Consider the following 286-nt stretch of genomic DNA (forward strand, 5'->3'; position numbering starts at 1 on the left):
TAGCCAGTCTCAACGGCTCTTTCGCTTTTATGAGCCAGTTAGCGTGTTGTGTAAGGGCAATACCGGCAATTATTACCACAGCATTTTCCACGTTTTAAATGAGCCCATCGCGTCATAACCATAAAACCTTCTTCCATGTCGTAATCAAGCCCTTCAATAAAAGAGTTTGGGTGGGCGTATTGTTTTGCTAACTTTACTTGTTGGCGGATCGGCTGGTTTGCCATTTTTTCAATTTTTTGACGAATAGATGATATTAAACAGGTGCGACACAGGCAGCCTTTATCTG

1 protein-coding gene is annotated in these 286 nt (G+C 42.3%); it reads right to left on the reverse strand.

Features of this window, described 5'->3' with window-relative positions; translation table 11 throughout:
- Positions 1-38: 38 nt before the first annotated feature.
- Positions 39-286 (reverse strand): C1orf53 family protein (locus CWC11_RS21950; RefSeq protein WP_138684257.1); only part of this gene is annotated, 248 nt, incomplete at its 5' end.

Source organism: Pseudoalteromonas sp. S3178, assembly GCF_005886985.1.
In the GTDB taxonomy this organism is placed as follows: Bacteria; Pseudomonadota; Gammaproteobacteria; order Enterobacterales; family Alteromonadaceae; genus Pseudoalteromonas; species Pseudoalteromonas carrageenovora.